The organism is Blastomonas sp. (assembly GCF_046294995.1).
Classification (GTDB): Bacteria; Pseudomonadota; Alphaproteobacteria; order Sphingomonadales; family Sphingomonadaceae; genus Blastomonas.
Genome location: NZ_JBKBOG010000008.1, coordinates 27396 through 51119 on the forward strand (window position 1 = coordinate 27396; position 23724 = coordinate 51119).

Sequence of the window (23724 nt, forward strand, 5' to 3'; positions counted from 1 at the left end):
CGGATACCTGCCATGACCGCCCGAGCCTTGCCAAGAAGCGCTGACCCCGCTTGGCGCATCCGGGCTATCGCCACCGGCATGCTGGTGGTGATGGCGGGCGTGTTCGTCGCGACCCATTGGGCCGAGGGCAACGTAGATGCGCGCTGGGGCTATGTCCGCGCCTTTGCCGAAGCGGCGATGGTTGGCGGGCTGGCCGACTGGTTCGCGGTCACCGCGCTGTTCCGCCATCCTTTGGGCTTGCCGATCCCGCACACCGCGATCATTCCGCGCAACAAGGACCGTATCGGCGACACGATGGCGCAGTTCCTGCGCAGCAATTTCCTGACGCCTTTGGTGGTCGCGCGGCGGATGCGCATGATGAATGTCGCCTCGGCAGCGGGGCGGTTCCTGGTTCAGCCGACCGGCGGCGAGGGGCGGCTGCGGCTGGGCGCGTCGAACATGATCGCCGATGTGCTCGAATCGCTCGATCAGGACCGGCTCGGCGGCAATGCCAAGGAGGCGCTGCGTGTCCAGCTCGACAAGCTTGATGTCGCGCCGCTGCTCGGCCAGATCCTGACCGCCGCGATCGCCGACAACCGCCATCTGCCGCTGATGGATGGGATCATCAAATGGACCCAGCGCACGCTGTTTGCCAACGAAGAGCTGCTGCGCGATATGGTGCGCAACCGCGCCAACACCATCATGCGCTGGACCGGACTCGACGAGCGGCTCGCGACCGGAATCGTCGATGGGCTGCACAACCTGTTGTTCGACATGGCCGAGGACACCAATCACCCGCTGCGTCACAAGGTCGAGGAGGGGCTCGAGACGATGGCCTACCGGCTGCTCAACGATCCCGACATGCAGGCCAAGGTCGCCGGCATCAAGGCCGAGATGCTGGCCAATCCCGCGATGGCGCGCTGGCTCGACGGCCTTTGGGAGCGCAGCCGCACCGCGCTGATCCGCGCCGCGCGAGACCCCGACCATGCGCTCTCCGGCCAGTTCGGCGACGGCCTGCGCCAGATCGGCGAATCGCTGCAGAACGATGCGCGGATGCAACTGCAGATCAACCGCTTCGCGCGCCGCACCCTGGTCGGCATCGCCAACCGCTATGGCGACCAGATCGTGCGCCTGGTGTCGGAGACCGTCCACCGCTGGGACGCGCGCACGATCACCGACCGCGTCGAAACCGCCGTCGGCAAGGACCTCCAGTTCATCCGCATCAACGGCACATTGGTCGGCGGGCTGGTGGGCCTGACGATCCATACGGCGGTGGTTTGGTTGGGTTAGGCACCAAATCCTCCCCCAGCTTGCTGGGGGAGGGGGACCGCCCGCGCAGCGGGTGGTGGAGGGGCAGCGGGATAGTGCAGCCCTGCCGATGACGTGCCATCCCGCTTCCCCTCCACCCCCGACCTTTGGACGGCGGTCCCCCTCCCCGAGACAAGCTCGGGGAGGATTTTATCAACCCTTTAGCGCATCCCCCATCGCCCTGACCGCCTCGACCTTGGCGAACAGCGGCGCCCAGTCGTCGCGCTCGGCGATTGCGGCCCAGAGGCTCTCGACCTCGTCGATCAGCATCGATTGTGGTGCATCGCCGTGCCAGTACGCATGATCACGCGTCTGCGCCGCAGCATAGCTCGCCTTGATCGCGCCGAACGCCGCCCACAAAGGCTCGCTCTCGGTGCCGACCAGGTACGCCGGGCACGCGGGCACCGCATCGCCCATCCACGCGAAGAAGAACGCGTCGATCCCGACACCGCCCTGCATCATCACCGCCTCGGCCGCCGCGACGAGCGCGCGGTCGGCCTCGAGCCCCTGGCTGACCACCCCCAGCCGCCAGCAGAACCTCCGCACCAGCGCCTGCTGGTACAATGGCCCGAAGCGTTCGAGCGCGGCGATCAGCGGGGGCGCGTCGCTGATCAGCCGCAATGCGACCGCGAGCTGCCCGAGGTTCCAGTGGATCGCCTCGGGCTGGCGGGCGAAGGCATAGAGTCCCGAATGGTCGAAATACGCCGCGGTGAACCCCGGCTGCCAGGTCGGCGCGAACCGCCACGGGCCGTAATCGAAGCTCTCGCCGGTGATGTTCATGTTGTCGGTGTTGAGCACGCCATGGACGAACCCTGCGACCATATAGCTCGCGGCCAGATCGGCCATGCGCTCGACCGCGAGGTTCAGCAGCAGCGCCGCGTCGTTCTCTCCGCTTTGGCCGTCATACAGCGTGTCGAGCGCATAGCGCACCACGCGATGCATCTTGGCCGCGTCGTCCTCGTACGCGATCCGCTGAAAGGTGCCGAAGCGGATATGGCTGTGGCTCAGCCGCACCAGCACCGCCGAGCGGGTCGGCGAAGGCTCGTCGCCGCGCCACAGTTCCTCGCCGGTCTCGATCACCGAGAAGGTCTTGGAGGTGTGCACGCCCAAGGCCTCGAGCATCTCGGTCGCCAATATCTCGCGCACCGCGCCCTTGAGCGTCAGCCGCCCGTCGCCATCGCGGCTGAACGGGGTCTGCCCCGATCCCTTGGTGCCCAGATCGAGCAGCCGCCCGGCATCATCGCGGACCTGCGCGAACAGGAACCCGCGCCCGTCGCCGATCTGCGGATTGTAGTTGCGGAACTGGTGGCCGTGATAGGCCAGCGCCAGCGGCTGCGGCAGGTTGCCGGGCAAAGGCTCGAACCGCCCGAAATGTCGCGCCCAGGCTGCATCGTCCAGCGTGTCGAGCCCGACGGTCGCCGCATGCCGGTCGTTGCGGAAGTGCAGCACCGTCTGCGGGAAATCCGCCGCCTTGACCGGGTGGGCGATGGCATCGGCAATCGAGAGGATCGCGGGATCGGCGCGGGTGGAAGCGGCTTGCGGTTCTGATGTCATCCAGCGATAGTGGGGGTGCAACGGAGCCAGCGCAACCATGACCAAGCCCGATCGACCCTATAGCGATGGTTTCTGGTGGTCGAACGACGGCCTGCGGCTCCATTTCCGCGATTATCCCGCGCGCCCCGAAAACGCGCACCGCCCCCCGGTGATCTGCATCCCCGGGCTCACCCGCAACGCACGCGATTTCGAACAGGTCGCAGCGCGACTGGCGGGCGACTGGCGGGTGATCTGCGTGGACCTGCGCGGGCGCGGCGACAGCGCCTATGCCAAGGATGCGATGAGCTATGTGCCCCTGACCTATGTCCAGGACATGGAGGCGCTGCTGCGCGAGCAGGCGATCGACCGCTTCGTGGCGATCGGCACGTCGCTGGGCGGGCTGATCACCATGCTGCTCGCTTCGACCCGGCCTGGCCGAGTGGTCGGTGCATTGCTCAACGATGTCGGGCCGCAGATCGAGCCGGCAGGGCTGGCGCGGATCCGCGATTATGTGGGGCAAGGGCGCTCGTTCCCCACCTGGATGCACGCCGCGCGCGCGCTATCCGAGGTGCAGGGCGCGGTGTTCCCCGGCAACACCGTCAGCGACTGGCTGGACATGGCCAAGAAGGCGATGAAGGTGGGGCCGGGCGGGCGCATCGTCTATGATTACGACATGAGGATCGCAGAGCCGTTCGCGGTTCCGGGCGGCGAGGCAGGCGTGGACCTGTGGCCCGCGCTCGCCGGGCTTGCGCCGGCGCCGGTGCTGATCGTGCGCGGCGCGTTGTCCGACCTGTTCAGCGTGCCAACCGCCCAAAGGATGCTCGATCTGCTGCCGCACGCGCGTCTGCTCACCGTGGCCAACAAGGGCCATGCGCCCTCGCTCGAGGAGCCCGAGGTAGCCGAGGCGATCGACACGCTGCTCGCCAGGGTCGATGCGGCGGCGCTTGCGACGCAACCTTAAGCGGTTATAGCCGCCGCCATGAAGCCTGCCGTCAAGATCCCCGCAAAGCCCGCGCGCATCCTCCACCTGCACAGCACGTTCGATCTGGGCGGCAAGGAGGCGCGCGCGGTGCGGCTGATGAACCATTTTGGGCCAGCAGCTCACCACACCATCCTCACCGCGGTGCCCGGAGCGCTGGGCGCGCGGGGCAGCATCGCGCCGGGCATCCGCGCCGATTTCCCGGCCGATGCGCCGTCTCTCGCGGGCAAGCCCAGCATCGCGCGCTACCGGCAATTCGTCGAGTATTTCAAGAAATTCGATCTGATCTGCAGCTATAACTGGGGCGCGATGGACGGGGTGATGGCGCGCACGCTGTTTGCCGGGCAGACCAGGCTGCCGCCGGTGATCCACCACGAGGACGGCTTCAACGAGGACGAGGCGGTGCGGCTCAAGCGCAAGCGCAACTGGTTCCGCATGGTCGCGCTGGCGCGCACCGAGGCGCTGGTCGTGCCTTCGTACACGCTCGAGCGGATCGCCTTCGATGTGTGGAAGCAGCCTACGACCCGGGTGCGCCGCATCCCCAACGGCATCGATATCGCCGCCTACGCCAAGCGCCCGCAGCGCGGCGCGATGCCCGGCTTCCAGCGCCGCGATGGCGAGATCGTCATCGGCACGCTCGCAGGCCTTCGCGCGGTCAAGAACCTGCCCCGCCTGATCCGCGCCGTCGCCGCGCTCGACATGCCGGTGCGGCTGGTGATCGTCGGCGAGGGGCCCGAGCGCGCCACGATCGAAGCCGAAGCCGCCCGCGTCGGCCTCTCCGACCGCCTGCTGATGCCGGGCTTCCTCAAGGCGCCTGCGCGTTTTGTCGGCCTGTTCGATATCTTCGCTTTGTCGTCGGACAGCGAGCAGCAGCCGATCTCGGTGATCGAAGCGATGGCGGCGGGGCTGCCGATGGCCGCGCCGATGATCGGCGACGTCGCCAACATGGTCGCGCCCGACAACGCGATCCTGCTCGGCGAACCGGGCAGCGAGGCGGGGCTGATCGACAACCTACGCCGCCTCGCGAGCGACCCCGCGCTGCGCGCCTCGCTCGGCGCCGCGAACCGCGCAAAGGCCGAGGCCGAGTTCGACGAGCGCAAGATGCTGGAGCGGTACGCCGCGCTCTACGGCCGCGCGATGGGGCGGCCGGAGTTCGGGCGGTGACGGATCTTCCCGAATAGGGTGAGGTGGCTGGCGCATTGACAATACCCAGCACTCAGTGCTACCTTTTAGTTCATGAATGCGGTTGCCTCGACACCTGCCCGCGTGTTCAAAACCGCTTGGTTCGCTAAAGCGGCGCGGAAGGCGCGCATTTCTGACGACGAATTGTGCGACGCGATTGCGCAGGTCATGAAGGGGCAGGCCGATGATCTTGGCGGCGGCGTTTTCAAAAAGCGCCTCAACAAAAACCAGCATCGCGCGATCATTGTCGCCAAGGCGGGGCGACACTGGATGTATGAATATCTGTTCGCAAAGAAGGACAGGGCCAACATCGAGGATCATGAACTGGCAGCCTTTCGGAAGCTGGCCAAAATTTACGAGACGCTGACCGATGCCCAGATCGTGCGGTTGCTTGCCGATGGCGACATCATGGAGATTTGCAATGACGACCAAAACTAAATTCAAGAGCGATGCGTTCGAGGCGATCCACGCCTCCGCCTCAGCACTGCGAAAGGTGGGGGCCATCGACAAGGCGACCATGCGCACTTTCGACGAGACCTGCCTGGCAGCGCCGCCCGCCTTCAAACCCGAACAGATCAAGCAACTGCGCGAAGCCCATCGCGTGAGCCAGCCGGTGTTTGCGCGCTATCTCAACACCAGCGAAAGTACCGTCGAGAAATGGGAGACCGGCGCCAAACGACCCAGCGGCATGGCGCTCAAACTTCTGGCGGTTGTACAGAAGCATGGGTTGGCGGTGTTAGGGTAGGGTTGGCTGTACCAGTAATTAGCTGCACGAGCGATGTGTAGCGATATAGCCTCGGTGATTTCCATTCCAAATCAGAAAATAAAATTTGGGCACCAGTATTCAGAATAATGGCTACGCTAAAGAACTATGAAAAAGTATCACGATGGTGAACATAGAAAAAATTATCGAGCGCATAAATGCTCTTCTTCACGAGGATACAGACGCAAGTGTATGCTATGCTGCACTCGAGGCTAGACTTGCACTTGAAAAGGTTTGCTATGACCGATTGCGGCAACGTCATGACTACATCTCCCATGCGGACTTAAAGGCCTGGACACCACGCCATGTCGTAAAACGAATAATGGAAGAAGTAGATGGCAGTGTGGCTCTCACAAAAACCCTGTCAATCAGCAAAGGTCCGGCGCGTGAAGGTGTCAAGCCAGAGGACGAAGACTACGTAGAGGTTGGAACGGAGGTTGGATTCAAACCCCAACATATAGCTTCCTTATGGCAGGCCCTCTCAAATCTTGCGCTGCATGTGCGTGTACCGGAGCATCGCGATGATCAGATCTCTGCTTATGGTGACAGGTTGAAGACACGTGCAAAAGTTGCCGAGGTTGTAGGGGAGCTTGAACGCCTCGCAAAAGGCACAATGATATTTTCGGGGTTTGGCGATGAGGTTTCGTTCGAATGCCCTTGTGGACAAAAAAATAGGCGACGGGCAGGCTTGCTCAAGGTCGATCAGATTGTTTCGTGCTTTAGCGAAAGTTGTAGCCGCAGTTACAAAGTGACGGTTGATGACGATGGAAGTTTCATATTCCAGTTGGATACAATAAAAATTCCCTGCGAAGGTTGTGGAAAAATGATGCTCGCGCCTAGGAGCAAGCTTTTTGAAATGCGTTACGAGGAACCGGCGAATATCAAGTGTATTAAGTGTGGACATCAGAACCAGATCGAGTGGAAACTCGCTCGACTGGCTTCGATCCCAAAGTCACCTGACGATAAAGTTGAAGGATGAATGTCCTCGCGTTTTGATTGACAATCTGCATCTGGCGCAGCCCTGACGTAACGCGCAACCGTAAAATATCAGCAACACGCTATACTCCATCCCCCCACTCCCCACCAATCCGCTCCCCCAGCACCGCACGCACCCGCGCCACCACCGCCTCGGGCACCGCACCCGCTTCCTGCATCAACACCCCCAAAGTCCGCACATGCGCGAAGTCCTCCATCGGCACCCGCGCCACGCCCGGTGCGCCAAAACAATCCGGCATCACCGTCACGCCCACGCCTGCTGCGACCAGTGCCAGGATGCGGTCGTCGTTGCGCGAGCGGGCGGCGAAGAAGGGGCGGACGCCGCGCGCGGTGAAGTGCTGGCTGGTCGCGGTGAGCAGCTCGCAGTGGCGGCGCACCAGCATCACGTTGTCGGCGAGCTCGTGCGCGGCGATCGTCGCGCGCTGGCCAAGCGGGTGGCTGGCGGGCAGGGCGAGGCTGTAGCCCTCGGTTGCCACGGGCATGAACTGCGCGCGGTGGCGGCCCTGCGGCTCGGTGATGATCGCCATGTCGATCCGCGCGGCGTCGAGCCGGTCCTGCAATTCGCTCGCGCGGCCCTCGACGAACTCGGTGCGGATCCCCTCGATCCCGCCCAGCGCCCCGGCGATCGCGGCGATGATCGCGCTGGGCAGGGTGGAGAGCACGCCCAGCCGGATGATCGCCTCGGGCCGGCGCTGCTTCATCGCCTGTTCGGCCAGGTTGAACTGCGCCTCGATCCGGCGCGCATGCTCGGCGAACTGCGCACCGGTCGGCGTCAGATCGACCCGCCGGTTCGATCGGTGGAACAGGCGCTGCCCCACGCTCTCCTCCAGCCGCGCGATGCCGACCGACAGCGTCGGCTGGGTCACGTTGCAGCTCTCGGCCGCGCGCGTAAAATTGCCGTGCTCGACGACAGCAAGAAAGTAGCGCAGCAGATAGCGTTCGATCATAGACAGCGTCTAGGATAAACCCCTTTCAATATCAATTTTCCTTTGTTGACCGTGCGCCCTAAAAGCCGCTTCAATCGAAGAACAAACGAGAGGATCCTATCGCATGTCGACGCTCCCCGAATTCGACTTCGCGCTTGGCGAGGCTGCGGACATGATCCGCGACACCACCGCGCGCTTTTCCGCAGACAAGATCGCGCCGATTGCGGCCAAGATCGACGCCGAGGACTGGTTCCCGGTCGAGCTGTGGCCGCAGATGGGCGCGCTCGGGCTGCACGGCATCACGGTCAGCGAGGAAGACGGCGGGCTGGGCCTGGGCTATCTCGAGCATGTCATCGCGATGGAAGAGGTCAGCCGCGCGAGCGCCTCGCTGGGGCTGAGCTACGGCGCGCACTCGAACCTGTGCGTCAACCAGCTGCGCCGCTGGGGCAATGCCGAGCAGAAGGCCAAGTATCTGCCCGGGCTGATCTCGGGCGAGCAGGTCGGGTCGCTGGCGATGTCCGAGGCGGGCGCGGGCTCCGACGTGGTCTCGATGAAGCTGAAGGCCAGCGCGGTCGATGGCGGATACCGGCTCAACGGCACCAAGTTCTGGATCACCAACGCGGCTTATGCGAGCACGCTGATCGTCTATGCCAAGACCGGTGAGGGATCGGGCGGGATCACCGCGTTCATTATCGAAAAGGGCATGCCGGGGTTCTCGATCGGCCAGAAGATCAGCAAGATGGGCATGCGCGGGAGCCCCACGGCGGAACTGGTGTTCAACGATTGCTTCGTGCCGGAAGAGAACATCATGGGGCCCCTGAACGGCGGCGTCGGCGTGCTGATGAGCGGGCTGGACTATGAGCGCGCGGTGCTCGCCGCGGGGCCGCTTGGCATCATGCAGGCGTGCCTTGATGTGGTGCTGCCTTATGTGCGCGAACGCAAGCAGTTTGGCTCGCCCATCGGATCGTTCCAGATGGTGCAGGCCAAGGTCGCCGACATGTACGTCGCGCTGAACAGCACGCGCGCCTATGTCTATGCGGTGGCGCGCGCGTGCGATGCGGGCAAGACCACGCGGTTCGATGCCGCCGGCGCGATCCTGCTCGCCAGCGAGAACGCGGTGAAGTGCTCGCTCGAGGCGATCCAGGCTTTGGGCGGTGCGGGCTACACCACCGACTGGCCGGTGGAGCGCTTCCTGCGCGATGCGAAATTGTACGACATCGGGGCGGGGACGAACGAGATCCGGCGGTTCCTGATCGCCCGCGAACTGATCGGAGCGCGGTGATGGTGATGGCGCAGGTCAGTCCTCCCCTGCAAGGGGAGGTGGCATCGCATCGCGATGACGGAGGGGTGTCACCCTCGCGTAGTCGTGGACACCCCTCCACCGCTTCGCGGTCCCCCTCCCCTTGCAGGGGAGGATTTTAAATATGACAGCCCCCACGCTCGATACCAAGATCGACACGAATTCAGATGCCTACCGCGCAGCATATACGCACAACATCACCCTGCGCGATGAGCTGTGGAGCAAGGTCGCCGAGGCCGCGCTCGGCGGCAACATCAAGTCGCGCGAGCGGCACACCGCGCGCGGCAAGCTGCTGCCGCGCGAGCGGGTCGAGCGGCTGCTCGATCCCGGCTCGCCGTTCCTCGAGATCGGCCAGCTGGCGGCGTGTGATCTGTACGATGGCGAAATCCCCGGCGCAGGGATGATCGCCGGCATCGGCCGTGTTTCGGGCCGCCAGTGCATGATCGTGTGCAACGACGCCACGGTGAAGGGCGGCACCTATTATCCGATGACGGTCAAGAAGCACCTGCGCGCGCAGGAGATCGCCGAGGCCAACCGGCTGCCGTGCATCTACCTCGTCGATAGCGGCGGCGCGAACCTGCCGCACCAGGCCGAGGTCTTCCCCGACCGCGACCATTTCGGCCGCATCTTCTTCAACCAGGCCAATATGTCCGCCAAAGGCATCCCGCAGATCGCCTGCGTGATGGGCAGCTGCACCGCCGGCGGCGCCTATGTGCCCGCGATGTCCGACGAGAGCGTGATCGTGCGCAACCAGGGCACAATCTTTCTCGCCGGCCCGCCTTTGGTCAAGGCCGCCACCGGCGAGGAAATCAGCGCCGAGGATCTGGGCGGCGGCGATCTGCATGGGCGCAAATCGGGCGTGGTCGATCATGTCGCCGAGAATGACGAGCACGCGCTGACCATCGTGCGCGACATCGTCTCGCATCTGGGGCCGATCCCCAAGCCGAACATCGACCTGCGCGATCCGCGCGCGCCCAAGTTCGATGCCGAAGAGCTGTACGGCATCATCCCGTCGGATGTTCGCGCGCCGTATGACGTGCACGAGGTGATCGCGCGCATCGTCGACGGTAGCGAGTTTCACGAGTTCAAGGCCCTGTACGGCAGCTCGCTGGTCTGCGGCTTCGCGCATATCTGGGGGATGCCGGTCGCGATCCTCGCCAACAACGGCGTGCTGTTCAGCGAAAGCGCGGTCAAGGGCGCGCATTTCATCGAGCTCGCCTGCCAGCGGCGGATCCCCTTGCTGTTCCTGCAGAACATCTCGGGCTTCATGGTCGGCGGCAAGTACGAGGCGGAAGGCATCGCCAAGCATGGCGCCAAATTGGTGACCGCGGTGGCAACCGCGAGCGTTCCCAAGGTCACCGTGCTGATCGGCGGCAGCTTCGGCGCGGGCAATTACGGCATGTGCGGGCGCGCGTATTCGCCGCGGTTCCTGTTCAGCTGGCCCAACAGCCGCATCAGCGTGATGGGCGGCGAGCAGGCGGCCAGCGTGCTGGCGACGGTGCACCGCGATGCGGACAGCTGGACCCCCGAGCAGGCCGAAGCCTTCAAGCAGCCGATCCGCGATGATTACGAGGCGCAGGGCAGCCCGTACCACGCGACATCGCGGCTTTGGGACGACGGCATCATCGACCCGGCGCAGACGAGGGACGTGCTGGGCCTGGCATTCGCGGCGTGCCTCAACGCGCCGGTCGAGGAGGGCACGCGGTTCGGCGTGTTCCGGATGTGATGGTGGGCTGGGCGACCCAAATCCTCCCCGAGCTTGTCTCGGGGAGGGGGACCGCCCGCGCAGCGGGTGGTGGAGGGGCTCTTCATGCTCAAGGATGAAGCCCCAAAACCCGCAACCGGCTCCGTGACGCGCGCCCGCCGGCTGCGCAAGGATATGAGCTTGCCCGAGGTGCTCTTATGGCAGCTGCTCAAGACGCGGCCTGACGGTCTCAAATTTCGCCGACAGCATCCCAGTGGCGATCTCACACTCGATTTCTACTGCGCCGACGCGCGCCTCGCGATCGAGATCGACGGGCAATCGCACGACTGTGGCGACCGGCCACAGCGTGATGAGCGCCGCGATGCGTGGGTGTCGTCGCAAGGGATTGAAACCCTGCGTATTCCCGCAAGCGATGTGCTTCGGGATTGTTCCACTGTAGCCGATGGGATCGTTCAGTTCGCACGGTCGCGATTGCCCCTCCACCACCCGGCAAGTGCCGGGCGGTCCCCCTCCCCGAGACAAGCTCGGGGAGGATTTTCAGGAAGCCCTGCATGATCACCTCCCTCCTCATTGCCAACCGCGGCGAAATCGCTTGCCGGATCATCCGCACCGCGCGCGATATGGGTATCCGGACCATCGCGGTGTACTCCGACGCCGATGCCAAGGCGCTGCATGTGCGCTCGGCCGATGAAGCGGTGCATATCGGGCCGTCGCCTGCACGCGAGAGCTACCTGGTGGGTGACAAGATCATCGCGGCGGCCAAGCAAACAGGCGCAGAGGCGATCCATCCGGGCTATGGCTTCCTCTCGGAAAACGCCGAGTTCGCGCAGGCCGTGATCGACGCAGGGCTGATCTGGGTTGGCCCCAAGCCAGATTCGATCCGCGCGATGGGGCTCAAGGATGCGGCGAAGAAGCTGATGGATGCCGCGGGCGTGCCGACGACGCCCGGCTATCTGGGCGAGGACCAGTCGCCCGACCGGCTGGCTGAAGAGGCGATGCGCATCGGCTATCCGGTGCTGATCAAGGCGGTCGCAGGCGGTGGCGGCAAGGGGATGCGCAAGGTCGATGCGCCCGCCGATTTCGCCGATGCGCTCGCCAGCTGCAAGCGCGAGGCGGCGGCGAGTTTCGGCAACGATGTCGTGCTGCTCGAAAAGTGGATCGAGAGCCCGCGCCATATCGAGGTGCAGGTGTTCGGCGACTCCCACGGCAATGTCGTCCACCTGTTCGAGCGCGACTGCTCGCTGCAACGCCGCCACCAGAAGGTGATCGAGGAAGCACCCGCGCCCGGCATGGACGACGCGACCCGCGAGGCGGTGTGCGGTGCGGCGGTGCGCGCGGCCAAGGCGGTGGATTATGAGGGCGCGGGCACGATCGAGTTCATCGCCGATGGCTCGCAAGGCCTGCGCGCCGACCGCATCTGGTTCATGGAAATGAACACGCGGCTGCAGGTCGAGCATCCGGTGACCGAGGAGATCACCGGGGTCGATCTGGTCGAATGGCAGCTCCGCGTGGCGAGCGGCGAGCCGTTGCCCAAGCGGCAGGAGGAGCTCAGCATCAATGGCTGGGCGATGGAGGCGCGACTGTATGCGGAAGACCCGGCCAAGGGGTTCTTGCCGAGTATCGGTGGCCTCTATAATCTCACGTTTCCAAGTGAATGCCGCGTTGATACGGGGGTCGAAGAAGACGACGAGGTCACTCCCAATTACGACCCAATGATCGCAAAATTCATCGTTCACGGAGCGAGCAGGGCTGTTGCAATCAATCGGTTGGCCGAGGCCTGTGGCGCGTTCGAAGCCCAACCTGTGCGCACAAACGCATGGTTTCTGAAGCGTCTGCTGGGCGATGCTGATGTTCGTTCCGGCAATATGACTACAGGCCTCATTGCCAGCAAGATCGAGGTCCTTGCAGCCGCACCAATCTTAAGCAAACCTGCTCTTGAAATCGCCGCAACCAGCCTCACGAACGACAACTTCGTGGGGGGAAGCAGGGGTGAATTTTGGTTCGAGGCGGCACGGCACATGCGCGGATTCCGTTTAAACGCGGCATCTCGGACTGATGTCCGCCTTATCGTCGATGGCACCCTTCGAGTTGTGGATATTACGGCCAGCGACGACGAATTGGTGTCCGAAAGCTGGCGGAGGCAAGCGCAACTTTTTAGTCAGCAGGGCATAATCGCATTCGAGCATGGAGCGACGTTTGAAATCTCCCTCGATCAACCACGTGGGAGCGGCCACCTCCACGCCCACGATGGAGCTATCCTCTCCCCGATGCCGGGCAAGGTGATCGCGGTGGATGTGACGGCGGGGCAGGCGGTCACAAAGGGGCAGAAATTGCTGACGCTCGAGGCGATGAAGATGGAGCATTCGCTCGTCGCGCCGTTCGATGGCGTGGTGGCGGAGTTGAATGCCAGCGAGGGCGCGCAGGTGCAGGTCGAGGCGCTGCTGGTGCGGATTGAGGCGGCGGCGGAGTGATGCGCGGCGATCCTTCTCCCTGTGGGAGAAGGATACGGAGCGTTACCAGCTTGCTGGTTACGCGCAGTTGGATGAGGGTGATGTGGGCGGGCGCGTGACGACGCAAGCGTTGCTGCCCCCTCTCCCAGCTTCGACTAGGCAGCAAGCTGCCAAGTCTTCGCAACCCTCTCCCTCGGAGGGGAGAGGGGTTAGATAGGAAACAGTATGGCAGGCAAATTCTTCGACGAGTGGACCATCGGCGACCGGATCGAGCATGAGATCCGCCGCACGGTGACCGAGACCGACAATCTGCTGTTCAGCACGATGACGCACAATCCGCAGCCGCTGCATCTCGATGTCGAGGCGGCGAAGGCGAGCGAGTTCGGGCAGATTCTGGTCAACGGCACCTTCACCTTTGCGCTGATGGTAGGGCTGTCGGTAGGCGATACGACTTTGGGCACGCTGGTGGCGAACCTGGGGTATGACAAGCTCGTGATGCCCAAGCCGGTGTTCATCGGCGACACCATGCGCGCGACCAGCGAGGTCACCGAACTCAAGCCATCGAAGTCGCGGCCCAATGCGGGGATTGTCACCTTCACCCACGAGCTGATCAACCAGCGCGATGAGGTCGTGTGCCGCTGCCTGCGCTCGGCGTTGCTGAAGAAGCGGGACGCTTAGATCCGTCATTCCCGCGAACGCGGGAATCCCGCTTTAGCGCTGCCGACAAAAAGAAAGCGGGACCCCCGCATGCGCGGGGGTGACGAGGTTGGCAGGCTGCCTCTAATAAAAACAGCGGCTTGATCGGTTTGTATACGATAACCCACCGTCCCCCTTGACCCCGTGACCCCCTCCTGCGTCTAATGCGGCGCACCAGTTCGCAGTCATTCCGGGATCCCATACATGCGCGCATCACCTCTCCTGCTTTCGCTCCTGCTCGGCGCCGCGAACGTCATCGCGACGTCCGCGTTTGCGCAGGAGGATGCGCCGCCGGCTCCCGTCACTGCCACGGTTGCCAAGCCCGCCCCCGGCCCGATGGATGCCAAGCTCCGCGCGCTTTACGATGCCGAGTGGGAGTGGCGGCAGAAGGAGTATGCGCAGGTCAAGGAGGGTGGCCGCTGGGTGCAGGGGGACCGGTTCTCGGACGAGACCGCCGAGGCGCAGGCGCGGCGGCTGGCGTACTGGACCGATGTGCTGGGGCAGCTCGATGCGATCCCGATGGACCAGCTTTCGCCCGATGAACAGGTCAATGCTGCGGTGTTCCGCCAGTCGGTGTGGGAGAACGCCAAGGGCCTGGAATACAAGACCTATGAAGCGCCGTTCAACAGCGACACCTTCTTCTGGGGCGGGCTGAACCCGCGCGCGGGCTATCCCAACGCCGCCGGATATCGCCGATATCTGGGGCGGATGAACGACATTCCGCGCTATTTCGACGAGCACACCGTCAACATGCGCGCCGGCCTCGCGCGCGGCTACACCGTGCCGCGCGTCGGTATCGAAGGCCGCGACACAACGATCGAGGCCTATACCGCCGCGGGCGAGGCCAACCCGTTCTACGACGCTTTCCGCACGATGCCCGACAGCATCCCGGCGGCAGAGCAGGCGGCACTGCGCGCCGACGCGCTGAAGGCGATTGAGACATCGGTGGTGCCCGCCTACACCAAGCTGCTCAGCTTCATGCGGGCTGAATACATGCCCAGGGCGCGGACGTCGATCGACGCGTATTCATTGCCCGATGGCGAGCGGTACTATCAGGACATGATCAAGGTCTTCACGACGCTCGACCTGACTCCAGAGCAGATCCACGAGATCGGCCTCAAGGAGGTCGCGCGGATCGATGCCGATATGCAGAAGACGATGCGCGAGACGGGCTTCAAGGGCACTTTCCCCGAGTTCCTCAATTTCATGCGCACCGATCCGCAGTTCTACGCCAAGACCCCGCGCGAACTGCTGTCGTACGCGGCGTATGTCACCAAGAAGATGGACGGCAAGCTCAAGGAATCGTTCGGGCTGCTGCCGCGTTATCGCTTTACCATCCGCCCCGTCCCCGACGAGATCGCGCCGATCTATACATCGGGGCGCGGCGGGCTGGAGAGCTGCCTGTTCAACACATACGACCTGCCCTCGCGGCCGTTGTACAACCTGACCGCGCTGGCGCTGCACGAGTGCATCCCCGGGCACAGCTTCCAGGCGGCGGTTGCGCTCGAGGCGCCCAACCGGCCCGATTTCCGGCGCCAGACCTATTTCTCGGGCTATGGCGAGGGCTGGGGGCTGTACACCGAGTGGCTGGGCACCAAGCTTGGCATGTACGAGACGCCGTACGAGGAGTTCGGCCGCGAGACCTTCGAGATGTGGCGCGCGGTGCGGCTGGTGATCGATACCGGCATCCACACCAAGGGCTGGAGCCGGCAGAAGGCGATCGACTATCTCGCCAGCCACACCGCGCTGGCGCAGCGCGATGTCGAGACCGAGGTGGATCGCTACATCTCGTGGCCGGCGCAGGCGCTGGCGTACAAATTGGGCGAACTGGCGTTGCGCAAGATGCGCAGCAAGGCCGAGGCCGAGCTGGGCGCGGGCTTCGACCAGCGACCGTTCCATGACGCCTACCTCGCGCTGGGATCGGTGCCGCTGCCGGTGATGGAGGCGCAGATGGAGAAGTTCATCATGGCTGAGAAGGCGAAGCTGGCCAAGGCGGGCAAGTGACGACAGCGGAACCCATTTCTGCCGTCACCCCCGCGAAGGCGGGGGTCCCGCTTTTGGCGGTCAGCGCGGCGCACAAGCGGGATTCCCGCGTTCGCGGGAATGACGGGGTGGGTTTTCTTGCGGCATGCGTGGCGATGGCATTTCTCTGCGCTTCGCCCACTTTTGCTCAAGCCCCCACACCCGAAGCCGAAATCCGCGCCGTTATCGCCGACATGCAGGCGGCGTGGAATCGCGGCGATTTCGAAGGCTATATGCGCGGCTTTCAGAACCCCGGCGTGGTGTTCGTCTCGCGCGGCCAGTTCCAGGACGACTGGCAGGGGACGCTCGACCATTATGTCCGCGATTATGGCGGCGCAGCCGAGCGGCGGGGCACGCTGCATTTCTATGATATCAAGGTGGAAGTGCTGAGCGAGGACGCCGCACAATTGATCAGCCGCTATCATCTCGACCGCGCGGAAAGCCCGCAATACGGCATCAACACCCGGCTGATGCGGCGGGTCGGCGGGCGCTGGGTGATCGCGCTCAACCACGTGTCTTCGACAGACACGCCCGATCCGAACGATCCGGTCGAGGCGCACAGATAGAAGAAATCCTCCCCTGTAAGGGGAGGGGGACCATCCGCAGGATGGTGGAGGGGTGTCACCCTCTCGCAAAGGTGGACACCCCTCCGTCTCGCTGTCGCGAGCCACCTCTCCTTTCAGGGGAGGATTTTTGCTCGGCTTACGCCTTGCGCGTGCCGCTCATCGCCATGGTGCCGAAGGCGCCTGCCTTGACCTGGCCGGTGATGGTGTCGCCATCGACGGTGGCGGTGCCTTCGAGCTTCATCGGCATCGGCACCTTCATGTCCATGGTCCAGGTCAGGGTGTTGCCATCGACCTTGCCGTCGGTGATCTCGAGCGCGCCCATCTGGCCGGCGTTCGATCCGGTCCAGCTGTCGCCATCGACGTTCACGGTCAGGACCGACTTCTGGTCGCCCATCGGCGATTTGGTGACGCAATCATATTGTCCAGCTACTGACATATTAAGTCCTCTCTTGGGTGGTTGAAGTGAAAAGGTTTAGTCGTCTCCGGCTGCCGGGGCAGCACGGCGAACTTCGATCGGCATGTTCAATGCCTTGAGCTGTTCCTCGATCTTGGCGGCGTCGCCGACGATCAGCCAGGTCAGCGTCTTGGGGTTGAGCGCCTCGCGCATCGCCCCGTTGAGCTGGTCGGCATCCATCTCGCGGTACTGCGCGGCCAGGCTTTCGGCATAATTGGTCGGCCGACCATAAAGCGCGTCTGCTTGCATCTGCGTCAGAACCGATGCCGAGCGTTCATACGTGCCAGCAAGCTCAAGGCTGTTGCCCTTGACCGTGCGATCGAGCTCTTCAGGGGTCACGCCCATGTCGCCGATAAAGCCGTTCATCTGCTCAATGATCGCTGCGACCGATGGCCCGGTCTGGTTGGTCTGCACCGGCGCGAAGATCAGGAACGGCACGTCGTTCTTCGGGCGCTGGATCAGCGAGCGCGAGCCATAGGACCAGCCCTTGGTCTCGCGAAGGTCCATGTTGATCCGCGACAGGAAGTCGCCGCCCAGGATGTCGTTGGCGGTTTCAAGCGCGAGCAGGTTGTCGGTGCCCTTGGCTTTCAGCACTTGCCCTGCAAGGATTAGCGACTGCGGCGAATTGGGCCGATCGACCAGGATGATGCGGCCCTGACCTTCGGGGATCGCCGCGCTGAAATCCTTCTGCTGTAATGCCATGCGGTTCGATGGCCATTTGCCGAAGCGGGCTTCCAGCATCGGCAGCATGTCCTTGAGCGTCGTATCGCCGACGACGAAGATCGAGGCGCGTTCGGGGCGCATCCACTGGCCGTGATAGGCGGCGATCTGGTCGCGGGTCAGCGTGGTGACCGCAGCCGGATCGCCGGTGCCGGTCAGCGGAACTCCGTAGGGATGGTTCGCGCCGTAAAGCATCGGCGGCAGGTTGCGCAAAGCGATGCCCTGCGGCTGGCTGAGTTCGGCCTGGATCCGGGTCAGCTGCTGCACGCGAACGCGCTCGAGCTCCTTGGCATCGAAGGCGGGGTTGCGGATGACATCGGCCAGCAGATCGAGCGAAGCGCCGAGGTTGGGTTTCATCGCGCTCATCGAGACGATGGTGCGGTCAAGGTCCGACGATGCGTTGATGTTGGTGCCCAGTCGCTCCTGCGCTTCGGCGAGCTGCACGGAGTTGAGCGTCTGGGTGCCTTCCTTGAGCAGCGCGATCATCAGGCTGTTGGTGCCCAATGCGTCCTTGGGGTCGCTGGCATAGCCCGCGTCGAAATTGACCGCGACGCGTACCACGGGGACCGCCGTGCGACGGGCGAAACGCACCTTGATGCCGTTGGAGAGCGTTGCTTCCTCGACATCGGGGAAGTCGAGATCGGGCACCGCGCCTGCTTCGGGGAAGGTCGAGCGATCGACGGCGGCCAGCGGGGTTTTGCTTGCTGCGCCCGCCGCGATCGCATCGCTCGCCAGGCTCGAATAGAACGCCGGGGCGGCCAGCACGCCCGACCGGGCGAATGGGCTGCGCATGGCAGCGCCGCTGGCATTGCCCGTGCTCCCGCCTGCATCATCCTCATAGGCATCGCGCTCGCCAGGCAGCACGTGCAGCTTGGCGACGGGACGGGTCAGCCACTTGTTCATGGCTGCGGTGACCTTTTGCGGGGTCATCGCGGCGAGCATCTCGAGCTGCTTCTTGTAGAACGCCGGATCATCCGAATACAGTGCGCCTTCGGCCAAGGTTACCGCCTTGCCGGTAAATCCGCCGACCTGCTCGAGCCCGGTGATGCGGCCTGCGGCCTCGCGCGTGGCGACGCGCTGCACTTCATCGGCGGTGGGGCCGTTCTTGATGAAATCGGCGAGGATCGCATCGAAGCGCTGCGACACCGCATCGATGTCCGCGCCGGGCTTCACATCGACATAGGCTTCGAACACGCTGCCATGGACGAAGGGCTGCGCCATCGCGGTGACGGCGACCGCGGTCTGCTCCTCGCGCACCAGGATGTTGTCGAGCCGCGAGCTGGCGAGCCCGCCGAGCACGGTCGCTGCGACATCGAGCGCGGCATAATCGGGGTCGTTGAGCCCGGGCACCGTCCAGAAGCGATAGAGCCGCGCGGTGGGGACCTTGTCCTTCATCTCGGCGACCTTGACCGCATCGAGCGTCGGCAGCGGCGGATTGAGCTTCGCAACTTCCGGTCCGCGCGCGATGTCACCGAAATACTTCTCGACCAGCGGCCGGGCTTCCTTGACGTCGATGTCGCCTGCCAGCACCAGGATGGCGTTGTTGGGGCCATAATGGTCGGTAAACCACTTCTTCATGTCATCGAGTGAGGCCGCTTGCAGGTCGGCCATCGATCCGATAGTCGAATGGCCATAAGGGTGCTCGGGCGGGGTCAGCATTTCGATCTGCTTGTATTCGACCAGGCCATAAGGCTGGTTGTCGCCCTGGCGCTTTTCGTTCTGCACCACGCCGATCTGGTTGGTCAGCTTTTCCTGGGTGATCCCGTTGAGCAGATGGCCCATGCGGTCGCTCTCGAGGAACAGCGCGCCTTCCAGGCCCGCCTTGGGCACGGTCTGGAAATAGTTGGTGCGGTCGAACCAGGTGGTGCCGTTGAAATCGGTCGCGCCGAGCTTCTTGAGATATTCGAAATAATCGCCCTCGGCATTTTCCGATCCGTTGAACATGATGTGCTCGAACAGATGGGCATAGCCGGTCTTGCCCTTGGGCTCGTGCTTGGAGCCGACATCGTACCAGATCGATACCGCGACGATCGGTGCCTTGCGGTCTTCGTGGACGATGACGGTCAGGCCGTTGGCAAGCGTGAACTGTTCATAGGGAATGTTGACCGTCTTGACGAGTTCGGCAACGGGCGCGGGCTGCTGGGCATGGGCCGGGGCCAGCGCGACGGCCATCGCGAGCGACGAGACGGCGATAAGCGAACGGAGCGGTTTAAGCATGGGAAAAGGAGCCTCTCTTGGGAGCAGTATCGTGCTTGTATCGTTGGCCGTGTGTCCGGACGACTTGAAACAATAAAGGGTGCGGGTCTGGTTTCAAGCGACAATCAGGGGCGATAGCGGCGTTTGGCATGCGGCATCAGCTGTTCGCGCGTGAAATAGACCGGCTTGGTCTTGTGCTCGACGAACAGCCTTGCCTGATCGGCATAATGCGGGCTGTCCGGCCGGGTGGTGGCAGCGCCGAATGGCTGGATCGAACGCGACGAAACCGTGCCATCCGCCGTCCATTCGACGAACTGGATGAAGCTGTCGCCATGGCGCACGGCAAGGCGGCCGTCCTTCTCGTCGACATCCCACAAGGTCGCTGCGCGCAGCGTGTCCGATCCGCCATCCATCGGCAGGTCGACCGTACCCTGGCGCAGCCGCAGCACGGTGCCGAGCTTCGGGTCGAGCGACCCGAAGTGCTTTTCAAGATGATCGATCGCGGCCACCAGTTCCCTGCGCGCATCGGGCAGCGGCTGGCGGCGATAGCTCTGCCGCATCGCCGGACGCATCAGCATCAGCGCGAGCGCATCACCCTTGCCCTTGCCGTCCATCTGCCAGTCCCACGCGCGCAGCAGCGCCTGGGCCTGCGGTATTCTGTTGTCGCCCTTTGGCTCCACTGCCAGCAGCGCGTCGACCCATCCGGTGGCATAATCGGACCGGTCATAACCGACATCGTACTTGATCCGCGCCAGCGTCGCTGCATCGATCTGGCCTGCCGCCTCGAACAGCTTGATCGCCTGCCGCGCGCGGTTGGTCATGTCGTCCTCGATGCCCATCAGCGGCGAAAAGCTGGCCGGGTCGAGCTCGTCGCCCGGGCCTGCAGCGACATAGGGCGTGTTGTTGGCGTTCATGATGTAGCCCGAGGCCGGGTTGACCAGCATCGGCACGCGATCCCAGGGCAGGTGCTCCTGCCAGATCAGATCGCTGCGGTTGCCGGGCAGCACGCCGCGCCAGTTGGCGCCGGGCGTGCGCGCCGGGAACAGCGCGTTGTACGCCATCGCGATGTTGCCTGCAGCATCGGCATAGATGAAGTTGGTCGCCGGCACGCCCTGGATCGCCATCGCCGCCTGCCACTCGTCGAAATTGCGCGCCTTGTTGATGCGGAAATACTGATCGAGCATCTTCAGGTCGTCGATGCCGGCATAGCGGATCGCGAACGCGCCCTTGGCGTTGACGATCACCGGGCCATGCGCCGAGCGATAAACGGTCTGCGGATAGGGCAGGGTAAACGGCCCCATCTTGACCTTGAGCCACACCCGCTTGGCTTCGAGATCGCGCCACTGACCGTCCAGCTTGTACTGCGTCTTGTCGTCGTTGAGCTCGAGCTTGTAGACGTCGATCAGATCGGGCCGGTTGACCGTATTGGTCCAGCCCAAGGTCTTGTTGTGGCCCAGGAACGGATAGGGCGATCCGGGGAAGGTCGCGCCCGCGAAATCCCAGCCTTCTTCCGAGTGCACGACCAGCTCGTACCACGCGACGCCGCCGCGCCAGGGCTGGTGCGAGTTGGAGATCAGCCGGGTGACGTTGTCGGTCGAGCGGCCAGGGGCGACGGCGAACGCGTTCGATCCGTTCATGTCGGGCTCGGGGCCGATCGGGGTAATCCGGTTCTCGGGCTCACCGGTCAGCTTGGGGCCACCCTCGATCGGCAGGTCCTTGCCCTCGACCAGCGCACCCAGCACCGAATCGAGCCCGAAGAAGAACGGCGAGCGCAGCGCGAAGCCTGCTGCAATATCCTGACCGCTGAGCGGGAACAGCCCGCTCAGGCGGACCTCGTCGGGGTGCTTGTCGGCATAATGATTGAGGCCCGCGGCATAGGCATCGAGCAAGGCGCGGATATCGGCCGGGAGCGTATCGTACTTGCGGTCGACGGTGCCGCGAATGTCGAGCAGATGCGCGGCAAAATCGATCTTGGCGCCATCGGCCCCGGTCATCGCGCCGCTGCGCATCCGCGTCATCGCGGCGACTTCCTGCAGCGTCGAAAAGTCATCCTCGGCGTGCGCATAAGCGATCCCGTAAGAGACATCGGGGTCGGTTCGCCCAAAGATGTGCGGCACGCCGAAATCGTCGCGGACGATCTCGACATCATATTGACGCGTGGCGGGCGCCCTTGCCTCCTCGGCCACCAGCGGTTCCCAGATCAGCAGCGCGATAGCGATGACAACAAGCAGGACGACGAGCCCAAGGGTGAGACGTTTGACGGTACGAAGCATGCGCGGCACCTTATCAGCGGAAAATCCGGCGTCTACTGACAATGCTGTAGGTAGGCCGCGACCTGCCGATTAGTCCTGCGTCGCTGCAGGCTTGGGTCCGGTTCGCGGCTTTCCGCCGAGCGGTGCGAACCTTTCAGGGACCACCCGCGCCACCTTGTCGAACGCGGCGGCCAACTCGGGGCTCCTGGCGAGCAGCAGGTTGGGCTGCGGGTCATTCCACGCGGATGGGGTGCCGTCCATATATGACGGCTGCAGCGCCGAGATGATGCTCGACCGGTGCGTTTCGTCGGCGAGTCCCTCCAGCGCCCAGGCGATCGCCAAGTCATCGCGACCGGTGCACATCGCAAAGCCGACCGCATGCGAGGGCGCATCGGTGCGCATGCCCTCAAGAACCTTGAACGCGTCTGCTGCTTCTGCGGACCTGCCGAGCAGGTGAAGCGAGCAGGCGCGCTGACCTGCGATGATCGCCCGAGAAAACGGCGATCCCTGCTTTTCGGCGATCGGCTGCGCGCGGTCATAGGACTTGAGCGCCTCTGCGTGCCGCGCCTCCCCCGCCAGCGAGGCAGCATGGTTGATCGCAAAGTTGACGACCCAGCTGCGCTTGTCGGTGTCGAGCGATGCCAGCGTGTCGAGCGCCTTGAGACCTTCGTCGGCGCGGCCGCTGGCGCGCAGCGCGATCGCCATGGAATTGATCGCCCAGCCGATTTGCTCGTCGATATCGGAATAATCCATGTCGGCGCTGCGGAAAGGTTCGGTCACCTCGATGGCGGTTTCAAGTTTTCCGCCCTGGAGCAGCGAATAAAGCAGAGCGGCAAACCGTTCGGTGTTTTCGGGGTCGTCCTGGAATCGCTCCACGTTGAGCTGGAGATCCAGCTCCAGCAGATTGGCCATGTTGTCGCCGGCGCGCGCTTCCATATGCGGCCAGAGCGGGGCATAACGCTTTTGCGCCAGCAGCGTGGCAAACGCGCTGGCATTGGTCACCAGATCGGCAAGGTCGCTGTCCTTGTCAGAAAGCAGCCCGGCATCAGCCTTGGCGCGCAGCAGGTTGATCCCGGTGCCGCCGCGCACATCGGGATCGAGCAGCGCAAAGGTCTTCGCCGAGTAGATCGATGACCAGAACGCGATCAGCATGTCGCTGCGCTTGGCCTTGAGCAGCTTGCCGCTGATTTCATAGATCACCTGCGGGGTCACCGCAGTCAGCGCATTGCCGCCATTGGTCCGGGCGATGGCATCCATCCGCGCCACCGCAAGCTCGAACTCGTTCAGGAACGAATGCAGCGACAGCGCCACCCGGTCGAACCTTTCCTGGCGGCCGATCCTGGCCTCGGTCCGCTGGAGGACCGCGGACGCATCGGCATAGCGCTCCTGATCGACCGCGCACCACAATTCGGCGTTGCCCGCCGCGAGTGCCTCGTCGGTGGCGGGCGGGGTTGCGCGCCGCAGCGTCTCCGCCGTCAGCGGGACCAGCTCGTCGCACAGTTGCGGCTCGTCCCGCTCCCGAGCCGTTTCCAGCGCAGCGGCCAAGGCTGCATCGTCGAGCTTGGACGCATCGATCGGCGCGGCGTGCAGCGGCACGCTGGCCAGCAAGGCAGCGGTTGCAGCGCCATGCGCCAGATGTTTCGCGCGATACCGCATGCCCGCCAGTTTCATTGTCGCATTTCCCCCGTCGTTCGGCC

General features: G+C 64.1%; 19 protein-coding genes. 13 read left to right on the top strand and 6 right to left on the bottom strand.

All coding sequences use genetic code 11. From position 1 onward, the window contains the following. The first annotated feature begins 12 nt into the window (after positions 1-12). Positions 13-1269 (top strand): DUF445 domain-containing protein, encoded by a 1257-nt coding sequence (locus tag ACK4R0_RS10485; RefSeq protein ID WP_409673877.1) that lies wholly within the window; start codon positions 13-15, stop codon positions 1267-1269. Positions 1270-1440: 171 nt separating this feature from the next. On the opposite strand, the gene ACK4R0_RS10490 is transcribed toward ACK4R0_RS10485, so the two are convergent. Continuing rightward, positions 1441-2841: a protein adenylyltransferase SelO family protein gene (locus ACK4R0_RS10490; protein WP_409673878.1), complete on the bottom strand. Its 1401-nt coding sequence runs from the start codon at positions 2839-2841 to the stop codon at positions 1441-1443. Positions 2842-2878: 37 nt separating this feature from the next. Here ACK4R0_RS10490 and ACK4R0_RS10495 point away from each other — a divergent pair, with 37 nt between their 5' ends. The 5 genes from ACK4R0_RS10495 to ACK4R0_RS10515 all read left to right on the top strand — a co-directional run bounded on the left by ACK4R0_RS10495 (position 2879) and on the right by ACK4R0_RS10515 (position 6723). Continuing rightward, entirely contained in the window at positions 2879-3781 is a 903-nt protein-coding gene (locus tag ACK4R0_RS10495) for an alpha/beta fold hydrolase (RefSeq protein WP_409673879.1), read from the top strand. 18 nt (positions 3782-3799) lie between these two features. After that, positions 3800-4963 (top strand): glycosyltransferase family 4 protein, encoded by a 1164-nt coding sequence (locus tag ACK4R0_RS10500; protein ID WP_409673880.1) that lies wholly within the window; start codon positions 3800-3802, stop codon positions 4961-4963. 72 nt (positions 4964-5035) lie between these two features. Beyond that, positions 5036-5419: a type II toxin-antitoxin system RelE/ParE family toxin gene (locus ACK4R0_RS10505; RefSeq protein WP_409673881.1), complete on the top strand. Its 384-nt coding sequence runs from the start codon at positions 5036-5038 to the stop codon at positions 5417-5419. Then, positions 5403-5726 (top strand): helix-turn-helix domain-containing protein, encoded by a 324-nt coding sequence (locus ACK4R0_RS10510; protein ID WP_409673882.1) that lies wholly within the window; start codon positions 5403-5405, stop codon positions 5724-5726. Before ACK4R0_RS10505 ends, ACK4R0_RS10510 begins: the two co-directional genes overlap by 17 nt. A 142-nt stretch (positions 5727-5868) precedes the next feature. Continuing rightward, complete coding sequence (locus tag ACK4R0_RS10515; RefSeq protein ID WP_409673883.1) at positions 5869-6723, top strand: hypothetical protein; 855 nt, start codon at positions 5869-5871, stop codon at positions 6721-6723. A gap of 79 nt (positions 6724-6802) precedes the next feature. On the opposite strand, the gene ACK4R0_RS10520 is transcribed toward ACK4R0_RS10515, so the two are convergent. Next, positions 6803-7687, bottom strand: coding sequence for a LysR family transcriptional regulator (locus tag ACK4R0_RS10520; RefSeq protein ID WP_409673884.1), 885 nt, complete (start codon positions 7685-7687; stop codon positions 6803-6805). A gap of 103 nt (positions 7688-7790) precedes the next feature. Between ACK4R0_RS10520 and ACK4R0_RS10525 the strand changes: the two genes are divergently transcribed. From ACK4R0_RS10525 to ACK4R0_RS10555, 7 genes are all read left to right on the top strand, one after another. Next, on the top strand, positions 7791-8948 hold the full coding sequence (locus ACK4R0_RS10525) for an isovaleryl-CoA dehydrogenase (RefSeq protein WP_409673885.1): 1158 nt from the start codon (positions 7791-7793) through the stop codon (positions 8946-8948). Positions 8949-9090: 142 nt separating this feature from the next. After that, complete coding sequence (locus ACK4R0_RS10530) at positions 9091-10692, top strand: carboxyl transferase domain-containing protein (protein ID WP_409673886.1); 1602 nt, start codon at positions 9091-9093, stop codon at positions 10690-10692. 84 nt (positions 10693-10776) lie between these two features. Continuing rightward, positions 10777-11226, top strand: coding sequence for an endonuclease domain-containing protein (locus tag ACK4R0_RS10535; protein ID WP_409673887.1), 450 nt, complete (start codon positions 10777-10779; stop codon positions 11224-11226). Beyond that, positions 11223-13142, top strand: coding sequence for an acetyl/propionyl/methylcrotonyl-CoA carboxylase subunit alpha (locus ACK4R0_RS10540; protein WP_409673888.1), 1920 nt, complete (start codon positions 11223-11225; stop codon positions 13140-13142). The genes ACK4R0_RS10535 and ACK4R0_RS10540 overlap by 4 nt, the downstream gene beginning before the upstream one ends. A 204-nt stretch (positions 13143-13346) precedes the next feature. Further along, positions 13347-13799: a MaoC family dehydratase gene (locus ACK4R0_RS10545; RefSeq protein WP_409673889.1), complete on the top strand. Its 453-nt coding sequence runs from the start codon at positions 13347-13349 to the stop codon at positions 13797-13799. 222 nt (positions 13800-14021) lie between these two features. Further along, positions 14022-15821, top strand: a complete 1800-nt coding sequence (locus ACK4R0_RS10550) for a DUF885 domain-containing protein (RefSeq protein ID WP_409673890.1) — start codon at positions 14022-14024, stop codon at positions 15819-15821. A gap of 134 nt (positions 15822-15955) precedes the next feature. Continuing rightward, positions 15956-16405: a nuclear transport factor 2 family protein gene (locus ACK4R0_RS10555; RefSeq protein ID WP_409673891.1), complete on the top strand. Its 450-nt coding sequence runs from the start codon at positions 15956-15958 to the stop codon at positions 16403-16405. A gap of 136 nt (positions 16406-16541) precedes the next feature. On the opposite strand, the gene ACK4R0_RS10560 is transcribed toward ACK4R0_RS10555, so the two are convergent. From ACK4R0_RS10560 to ACK4R0_RS10575, 4 genes are all read right to left on the bottom strand, one after another. Next, complete coding sequence (locus tag ACK4R0_RS10560) at positions 16542-16841, bottom strand: hypothetical protein (protein WP_409673892.1); 300 nt, start codon at positions 16839-16841, stop codon at positions 16542-16544. A gap of 36 nt (positions 16842-16877) precedes the next feature. Continuing rightward, complete coding sequence (locus tag ACK4R0_RS10565; RefSeq protein ID WP_409673893.1) at positions 16878-19796, bottom strand: M16 family metallopeptidase; 2919 nt, start codon at positions 19794-19796, stop codon at positions 16878-16880. 104 nt (positions 19797-19900) lie between these two features. Beyond that, positions 19901-22048, bottom strand: a complete 2148-nt coding sequence (locus tag ACK4R0_RS10570; protein WP_409673894.1) for an acylase — start codon at positions 22046-22048, stop codon at positions 19901-19903. A 69-nt stretch (positions 22049-22117) separates the two neighbouring features. Continuing rightward, a complete protein-coding gene (locus ACK4R0_RS10575; RefSeq protein WP_409673895.1) occupies positions 22118-23698 on the bottom strand; it encodes a hypothetical protein in 1581 nt (526 codons plus the stop codon). Between the last annotated feature and the right edge of the window lie 26 nt (positions 23699-23724).